This window comes from Mesorhizobium sp. P2_F7 (genome assembly GCF_056403695.1).
This window is the reverse complement of sequence record NZ_JBFUFA010000014.1, coordinates 147,393-156,133: the sequence shown is the minus strand read 5'-3', so window position 1 is coordinate 156,133 and position 8,741 is coordinate 147,393. Positions and strand designations below refer to the sequence as shown.

The 8,741-nt window shown below is 58.9% G+C and carries 5 protein-coding genes and 1 pseudogene; 2 read left to right on the top strand and 4 right to left on the bottom strand.

Translation table 11 applies throughout. From position 1 onward, the window contains the following. A partial coding sequence (locus AC1DZ8_RS29475) for a tetratricopeptide repeat protein (RefSeq protein ID WP_477402069.1) occupies positions 1 to 225 on the bottom strand: 225 nt, incomplete at its 3' end. 91 nt (positions 226 to 316) lie between these two features. Between AC1DZ8_RS29475 and AC1DZ8_RS29470 the strand changes: the two are divergent. Next, a pseudogene (locus tag AC1DZ8_RS29470) lies at positions 317 to 718 on the top strand (hypothetical protein); the annotation flags it as partial. Between the two features lie 1,039 nt (positions 719 to 1,757). Here AC1DZ8_RS29470 and AC1DZ8_RS29465 read toward each other — a convergent pair. Then, positions 1,758 to 2,666 (bottom strand): hypothetical protein, encoded by a 909-nt coding sequence (locus tag AC1DZ8_RS29465; RefSeq protein ID WP_477310701.1) that lies wholly within the window; start codon positions 2,664 to 2,666, stop codon positions 1,758 to 1,760. Between the two features lie 176 nt (positions 2,667 to 2,842). On the opposite strand from AC1DZ8_RS29465, the gene AC1DZ8_RS29460 reads away from it, so the two are divergent. Further along, positions 2,843 to 3,574: a glycosyltransferase family 25 protein gene (locus AC1DZ8_RS29460; protein WP_477310703.1), complete on the top strand. Its 732-nt coding sequence runs from the start codon at positions 2,843 to 2,845 to the stop codon at positions 3,572 to 3,574. Between the two features lie 55 nt (positions 3,575 to 3,629). On the opposite strand, the gene AC1DZ8_RS29455 is transcribed toward AC1DZ8_RS29460, so the two are convergent. Together AC1DZ8_RS29455 and AC1DZ8_RS29450 are read right to left on the bottom strand one after the other, a co-directional pair. Then, complete coding sequence (locus AC1DZ8_RS29455) at positions 3,630 to 4,706, bottom strand: tetratricopeptide repeat-containing glycosyltransferase (protein WP_477310705.1); 1,077 nt, start codon at positions 4,704 to 4,706, stop codon at positions 3,630 to 3,632. An 82-nt stretch (positions 4,707 to 4,788) separates the two neighbouring features. Beyond that, a complete protein-coding gene (locus AC1DZ8_RS29450; RefSeq protein ID WP_477310707.1) occupies positions 4,789 to 8,568 on the bottom strand; it encodes a glycosyltransferase in 3,780 nt (1,259 codons plus the stop codon). Positions 8,569 to 8,741 lie beyond the last annotated feature (173 nt).

The window sequence follows — 8,741 nt, the reverse complement described above, 5'->3', positions numbered from 1 at the left end:
GCTGCATCGCGCAAGCATTCCATAATACCAGGGAACATGAGGATTTAGCCGGACCGCTCGCTTGGCCAGTTCGTATCCCCGCATCGGGTCGCTGCCAACAAGAGCAAGGCTACCCGCAAGGAAGGCAAGTGAGTCAGCGTCGTTTGGAGCCGCAGCCAACACTCGGTCGTGTTCTTCGACAGCAGCTTCGACATCACCCTGCAATGCTCGAAGATCAGCAAGCATTATGCGGGCCTAGATGTCGGCCGGATCGAGCGCCAGCGCTTTCTTGACACATTTGCCCCAGCTCTCGATCGAGCTGGAAACGTCGTCGCAGCCGCTCGCACTGCCCGACAAGCCTTCGATTGCTGTGCTGCCCTTCATCAACATGAGCGGCGATTCCGAACAGGAATTTTTCACCGACGGGCTGACGGAGGACATCATTACCGATCTGTCGAATGTGTCCGGCTTCTTCGTCATCGCCCGCAACTCCACCTTTGCCTATAAAGGCAAGCCGACCGACGTCCGACAGATCGCTCGCGATCTGGGCGTCAAATATGTTCTCGAGGGCAGCGCCCGGCGATCCAACAAGCGGTTGCGCGTCAATGTGCAGCTTATCAATGCGGGAGAAGGCGGCAACCACGTGTGGGCCGAGCGCTTCGACCGCGAAATTGCCGACATCTTCGATGTTCAAGACGAGGTGACGCGACGGGTTGTTGAAGCGATTTCCGGCAAGCTTGGTGAAAAGAAAAACTAGTAGGCCTTTATCGATGTCCAGGAAATCCGCCATTTGCATGTATCGTGGAGGGTTCCAGAGGTAGCTACGTCACCCAGGACACTTATCGTGCGGCGAAGCACAAGCCCGACTTTGACGCGTTGCCGTGGGAGGCCGATTATCGGGCGGCTAACCAGATGGTCTAGTGAGATGGTTCGCGACCGCCGCACCGTCGATCGAAAAGGCCTAGTCGTGCAGTTTTTGTTGGGTTGAAAGCGCTGCCACACATTCTTCCAGAACGGCCAAGCGAAACCGAAGCCACTTCAATTCTTGGCCGACTTGCGCCAGCTTTAACATGCCGGCCGAGCACGCAACTCTTCGCCTCTGCTCCTCTTCCAAGGATGCTATCTTCGCGCGCAATTCCAAGGCTTCCGTGGCCTTCGAGTTCCTAACCAAAGTCCGGGTTCGCATTTCCAACACCACAGCAAAAAAAACGTCGCCGTCCATTGGCACGACTGCGTTAAACTCTGGCATTCAAATCATCGAGAAATTTAGCAATTTCTAAAATAAGAGCCGATTGCAAGGCATGTGAGCCGGGCGGAGGGACTTTTCGTTGTCCCAGACTGCGAAGAGAAAATGGCCGGCGCGGTGAGTTGGGGAGCGGGTGGGTTGGCCTGGCCAGGCGGTTTGGGGTTCCACCGCTTTGAATAAAGTGGGGCAAGGGCGGCAAGTATAGTGTGACCACACAGGGGTAGTCGAGCAACCAACCGGAGGTGCGGCCTTGGCCACAATATCGCGCTGCCAATAGCGCCAGATCGCACCGATCGGACGACACGCTGGAATTGCTCGCGACCAAGCCGCACTCGTTTCCTATGCGGGTTGCTCCCGGCATATTCCAGAAACTCCAATTGGCTTAGACGACGCGGAGCTAGATATACCGGCAAAAAAGGCGGTCGGCGCCGCTTTGGCGGTTGCCCAATAACGCCGGCCAAGGCGGAAATCAGGTCGCCGCGCTAATCCGAACCCGATAGAGCAGTCTAGGGCTGGATGTTCTTGCATCCACTCACTTGACCCGTTGCGCGAACAAATCGTGCAACCTGAGCGGCAATTGCCGCGAGGCCTGCAATTCCCTACAGCTCTGTTCCCATCGTCGGAGATATTCGGCCATCGGAATACCGGTTCGACCGGGCCAACGGTTTAGTGCGCCGAGAGCTTCGATGCAGTCCGGCGCTCGGTCGTATTCGGTGAGGATGGTCACTGACATTGCTTGAGCGAAAGGATTGAGACCTGGTATTTCGATTTCGCTGCGATGATCGGCGAACCAGGTCGCCGCGTCGCGAGTGAGCCCCTGAACGTCGGCGAGCGCGGTGTAACCTCGGACCATGTTGTCGCGATACTCAGCAATGGCATCGCCGAAAGCGTTGTCGCCAGGGAACGGAGGGTTCTCCTTCCAGTCCTTCGCCAAGCCTCCCAAGCCACGCAGCGCGAACGCTTCAACCATCGCTTCCTCAAGCCACTGGCAGGGTGGCGCCGGCTTGGCATCCGGCTGCCAGCTATTGGCCATGACATGGCCGAGCTCATGTCCGAACTGATAAGCAAGCTTCGACCAGTCCCGTTCGCCGATGTCGACGATGATCCAAGCGACGCCGATGTCGTCCGGATGCAGCCAAATCGCCGGCTGTCCGGAGGTATGCTGATCGACGCGAAGCCGCGCAGGCTGATGATCAGAGAGCAAACGCACGCCATCCAGGCAGGCGTAGCGCATACGCTCGACGACTTGTTCTGCCGCGCTTGGAAGCATGTGGCCCCAGTCGCCTGCGAGTTCGATGGGAGCCGAAAGAAGGGTGACGGACGACCCATTTAGGGGAGGGCGCATGGCTGAGTTGATCTCCAAGCTGGGCCAAAGCCCTCCTGTTTTGGCAGCCGATCCTGCCACAACGATGACGCCAACTGCCAACTCTCGCCGCGTCATAAACTCTCCTGTAGCAAATCATCAAGCTCGAGCCGGTCATCCGGGGCATCTCGTCAGCTATCACCAAACCAGCTAGACTTGAAACGGTCTTCAAATGGCGGCCTTGCTGCGAACTGGCTCGTGCGATGGAAGTGAACGAATGCGCGAGCCGTCGATTTCGAAACAGGTCCAAAAGCATGATAGATGAAATTCATGTCATCAATCTCGATCGCAGTGTCGGGCGCCTAGATATATTTCGTAAGTTAAACTCGCATCTCCACAACACTCGGAGGTTCTCCGGGATTGACGGTAAGTCAGTTGATCGCGATCGACTAGTGAGGGGCAAGGTCATCGCGCCGAATCTAGACTATGCAGCGGGCAGTTTGGGCTGCGCTATTTCGCACGTGACGCTGTGGAGAGAAGCTGTCGCACGCCATAAAGTGATGACGGTTGCCGAAGACGATGCGATCATCTCGCACCAATTCGAACGACATACCACGTCCCTCTTGTCAAAAGTTGGAGCCGACTGGGACTTTATCCTGTGGAGCGCAAGCCTCCGATGCTACGCGTGGCTGAATGCCCTTCCTGGCGGTACTGGTGCCAGGTTGGAGTTTTTCTCTGGCGAAGTCATGACGCATGTTGCGGATTTCCAAAAGGCGGAAATCGAACCCGCTCTGCTCCGCGCACATTATCTGCTGGGGACCGTCTGTTATTCCGTCTCACCTCGCGGCGCGCGCGCGCTGTTGGATTGGTGCCTTCCAATACGACCAATGATCGTCGATTTTGCCGGTTTCGGGCTGAAGCTAAACAATACAGGAATTGATTGCTTGATGAACGGGGTGATGCCGTCACTCAAGGCGTATGTGTGCCTGCCACCGCTCGCGATAAGTGACGAACGGCCCGAAGAATCGGTGCGGATTAATACGTGAGGAACTTGGGCTCAGCCTGAGCAGCGGCGTCTTTGCCAAGGGGTGATTTGACGTCTCATGCCCGGCCCTCTTCCTGCAGCTGAATGAAGAAATTCAGATTGTTCGAAAGACGCTCGTTGGTTGGGTCAAGCTCGAGCGCTTTCCTGCCCCACTCGACGGCATGGTCCATCGCATTCAGGTGCCATGACGCGATGGCGCCGAGGTCAAACAACCGAAATCCCCAGCAGTTCGGATCGTCCAGATAGCTTCCGGTGCGGTGCGTCTTCTCGATACCGTTGGTGCAAGCCCAAAACAGATTCAACCAGTCGGCTTTGCCGTGGAACTCTTCGGCCAGGTCGGCCCAGATCTCGCGGCGGTGCGGCGCTTCCATCCGCGCCTTATCCAGCCAGGACAAGCTCTGTTCCGGGCGCATACGCGCGATATAACGCATGGCCTCGGCCCGTTCTTCGCGCCACGTGCTTGTCGGTAAGGAAAGGTAGTTCTCAAGCAACTGGACGGCTCGATCTTGCTGGTTGGCCCACATCAGGTCCCGCCCGAGCCAGAAACAGATCTGCGCATCCGCTGGATCTTCCTTATGTGCAATCTCCATCAGCGGCAGGTAAGTACTCCTTGTTGGCTTGGCGAGGTCCTGCACCTCGAACATGACGATCTCGGTGTTGGTTGCCGTCACTTCCCGTTCTCCGGTGAAGACGAGGGCCTCATGGACTGGTCGCTTGAACCGATAGCCCCAGCGATGGTGAAAATTCTTCGCCGGCCAGCTTCGCAACGGTGTCGGATCATCAACACTCGATCTATAGATCGTCTGGCAAAAGAGGGCTGTCGTTTCGGCGTTCCAGGCCGCCTCCAATTTCGGGCGCCAGCCTGGTTCGAGAAACCGGTCCATGTCCATGGTGCAACACACGTCGACGTCGGCAGGGATAAGGGCCATGGCGGCGTTGCGGGCGTCGTCAAAACGCCACGGGCGGATCGCTATCCGGTGCACAGTGACGCCGGCAGCGGTCAGCCGTCCTGCGGTGTCGTCGGTGCTACCGGTATCCGCCACTATACGGTAGTCCGCGTCGACAGCCGAGTTGGCCCAACGCTCGGCGTTCCCGGCCTCGTTCAAAGCGATGGTGTAGACCGCAACTTTCAACGAAGCGCTCCGCGATCAGGCATGTCGGGCGTCTATCCTGTACGCATTAACGCCCGAGCCCGCCCGCGATGCCCTGTGAGGCTCAACGTACAAAGCCAATCCCTCCGCGCTTGCGGATCGCGACCAGGCCGCCGAGCAACTTTGCCCGGCTCAGCTCGAAGTGGCTGTCAAAGAACAGGATTTCGGCGAACTGATCGGCGAGCATGCTGAGGCCCAAGGGATCGACGGATCGTGCGGCCCCCTCCTGCTGGATTTCTCGTATCAGATCCTTGGTGAGGGTAATCTTGCCAGCATCCTCGCCTGGCGGCTGCCAGTCGAGGTCCTCGATAAAATACCATCCACCTTCGGCCAGCAGCGGGAAGAATTCGCGCAACGTCAGCTGCTCGTCAAACGAGGCGTGGCTGCCGTCGTCGATGATCACATCGAGCGAGCCCGGCTCGAGTTTCGCAGCGACGGAGCGCAGATTGTCAAGCTTGGATTGGTCGCAAACAAACGATTCGAATCTGGGATTGTTCAGTTGAGAAAAATCCGTCAGATCCACGCCGATCACTCGCGAATACGGAAAATAGGCTTGCCACAGCGAGACGGAGGGCGTCTCGGTCTGGCTGCCTTCCGCCGGTATACGACAAAGCCCGATCTCCATGATCCGCCGCATGGACAATCGTCGAGACGACAGCAGCCGGTCGTAGACCCGGGCATAGGCGTGACGGTTGCCGGTGTGCCGGTTTTTATCGGTGTTGAAGCGGTCAGCGAGGTTCGTGAGCGAGGGGAAACTGTGCAGGTAGTCGATCAGCAGCGAGTTAAGCGGCGCACCTTCGGCGTCCGAGCGAGCTTGGTTGCGTGCCGTCCAAAGGTGTATTCCAAAGACGCGCTCATCGTTGAGATAGTCGGCCAACTGTGACAGCGGCTTGTCGAACTCGCTTATCTCGGTCCAATCGATCGGATTAAAGAGCATCGGCCCAAACACCCATTCGCGCAATTCGGCGCCTGCATCCGAAGCAATGTAATCTGACAGCAGCCTCGGACCGATCTCGCCGAATCCCTTTCCGCTGTCACCGAAAAATCGCTCGATCGACATTTCGTAGAGCACTCTTAGGTGGTGGCTATAAGCTTCGGCATAGATCACGTTGCCACAGATGAAGTGACCTTGGTGCCCGCCGCGCCATTGCAGATTGAAAAAATAATCGCCACGAAACGGAAACGGTCTCAGCATGACCACGTCGCAGTCCATCCACAATCCGCCATGCTCGTAAAGCACAGCGTATCGAAAGGCGTCGCTGAAATATCTGATCTCGGAGCCGGCAACAATTCGATCGAACAGGGCGCGCGGCATCACGTCGTCCGCGGCCCGGACCTCAATGCCGAGCGGGAGAAGGAATTCAAGCTTGTTCGGCGAGTAAGTCCAGAGTCTCACGGGATGGCCTGCCGCGCGCATCGACGTAGTGGCGGCAATCAACGTTCGATGCTCTGCATTGTCGGACAGCACCTCGTAGAAGCAGTGGATCTGAGGCAGCGCGGCATCCCCTGTGCGCAAGAGAGGGGCGATGCGGGCATCGAAGGCCCGCGATTGCGCGCGTCGCTCTTGCGGCGAATCCACCAAACGAAGGAACGGCGCCAGTTCGAGAAGGATCTCTTCTGTACCTTTCGCTTCGCTCGAGGCTCCGCTGCTTCCCTGGTGGGAAATGCCGCCGTCAGGCGGGCTAGGATTGCCATCTTCGCGTCTCACGGGCCGATGGTCCATTCCTAGCTCCTTCCGCTGAGGCAAAAGAGGTCGTTCATTTGCGCTGGCCAACGAATTCATGGCCAGTGAGTTCCAATGAGCCTCGCCCGACAATAAGTTGCCTATGGCCTCCAGCAGCAGGCGTACCTCCGACGCATCAACGAGGGCAATCCACGACTCGCTGTCGGCGACGCCATAGGAAATCAGCAGCTGTTCCTCATTCGGATGCCAGGTCAGGCCGGCTGCAAATTCGCGCCCCTTGTCGTTTAAGAAGAATGGTCGGCTGACCTTCCCTAGGCGGCCTGCGTCGTCGAACCAGACGAAGCGGTGCTGGTAAGTTGGCCGAGCCTCGTTCGGCCGCGTGCGCACCTCGTGAACTAGTGCTAGCCACCCGCCGTCGAACACAATCCCCTGCGTGCCCCCCCTGAATTGGTCGGCACAGACGGCAGGCACGGTCTGCGAGATGGTTTGCCCTTGATCGTCGACGATGCGGACGGGATCGCCCGCACAAAAGAACAGCAGCTGCTCACTGTCGCTATCGATACCGGCCGGCTTGATAAGGGGCATCCAGCTGGTTTCGTGGAGCTTCGGACCCAGGGGGTGGAGCGCACGCCAGTCGGTCATTTGGTATGGCCCAGGTCCGCGGTCGTCGATGCGCGCGATAACTGGTTCGCACCAGCTGTCTGCTATCAACGCGCGCGAGCATGCGAAAGTCCACAGTTGTTCGCGCCAAGCGAACAGGCGAATGGCCTCGAAACCTGGTTCTGCTCGGTCGGCGGCTTCTGGCAGGTCGGCCGGCGCCAGAATCTCCGTAGTTGACTGAACCACCAGATCTTCGCTCAGGTGAACGAGGAAATTGCGCGTTTGGCCCGGCGCCTCGTTGGGCGTACCAGGCCGTCCGTCTTCCTTCAGTGTGTAGTTGACGGTCGGCTGAACCAGGACGATCTGGGCACCCAATCGCGTTACTGACGGACTGCTTGGTCGGTAGCCGTCGGGCGGCGTGAGCCCGAGAGGGCGCGCGCAGAGCGATGGCATCATTGTCTTGGCGGGCTGCAGATAAAAGAACAGGTTGGATCGCGCCAACTCTCTGGGTCCATCGTCGATACTACGGTCCAGCGCCAGCCAGTTGCACGTCGCAAAACCGCGATCCTTGCGCACCGGGTCGCGCGCATAATTCGCCGCGATCGCATACTCTTCGCGCAGGCCTGTCGTGTAGACGAAATCCTCAAGGAACAGGATGTCTTGCTCCGGCCGCTTGATCGCCAGCCCTGCTTCGGAGAACAACACGCTGGCATCGTTCATCCCCTTGTCGCGGTAGAACCGCGCCAAATCATAGAGCGGCTCGGCGCGCTGCGGCCGTTGGTTGAAAGCGGCAAGCACCTGGCTGACAAAGCCTGCCTCGTCGCCGAGTTGGCGCAAACAGCGAGCCTCCTGCAGGCGGGCGTTCCACGCCTCCTCGTCCCAGCCACCCATGGCCGCGCGTTTGGCGTAGGCCACCGCAGCCTCCGCCGTCCGCCCAGCGTCGCGATAGGATTGCGCCAAGTAGAACCAGTAGCGCTGATTTTCCGGATCCTTTTCGAGGGCTTCCAGCAAAAGCCTGGCATCGCGCTCGAACTTGTCCGCTCGGTTCGAGCCGCTGGCGTGGTCCTTGTACCAGGCGCCCCTCAGTTCCTGCACGCCGCCGGGCACGTCGAGATATTCGTGCGTCACGCCATGGTAGCGTGCGCCGGCGTCGCGCCTGGCGAGGCGCGTGTTCCAGTAGGCGAGGCCGGAATCCGAGCGTTGCAGCAGCCGGTAGCCCGGGCCGTCGAGCCCCTCGCGGAAGCCAGCATCCTCGACCACCAGCTCCATGTCGGCGTCGTCAAACAGCAGATAGTCATAGGCGAGCGGCGAGGCATAGGCGTGATCGAGCGCGGCGTTGCGCGCCTGCTCGAAATTGTGAAATGGGAATTCATGCAACTCGCCCGGCAGGTTGCGCGCGGCGAAGAACGATTTGACGAAATCCTGGGTCCCGTCGGTCGAGCCAGTGTCGCCGATGACCCAGCAGTCGATGTGGTCGACAACCGCCCCGAGACAGCGTTGAAGGTTCGCCCTCTCGTTCTTGACGATCATGTTGAGGCAGAGGCGCTTGCCGCTTGTCATATGCTGACTATCGGCCCCCGTGACTGCGGGCAGAAGCTGTTACATTTGTGCAATGGCGCCATCTGGGACGGCGATCCGTTCCAACGCGAATTTATCCGGCCTTCATCCCCCATGCCCATTTTCCCCCGCCTCGGCCATCTGGATGCTACCTCAGCGTGATCCATTGTTAGCCA

Excerpts from the sequence above, each read along its gene's own strand:
- AC1DZ8_RS29465 (WP_477310701.1), bottom strand. The coding sequence starts at position 2,666 with ATGACGCGGCGAGAGTTGGCAGTTGGCGTCATCGTTGTGGCAGGATCG.
- AC1DZ8_RS29460 (WP_477310703.1), top strand. The coding sequence starts at position 2,843 with ATGATAGATGAAATTCATGTCATCAATCTCGATCGCAGTGTCGGGCGC.
- AC1DZ8_RS29450 (WP_477310707.1), bottom strand. The coding sequence starts at position 8,568 with ATGACAAGCGGCAAGCGCCTCTGCCTCAACATGATCGTCAAGAACGAG.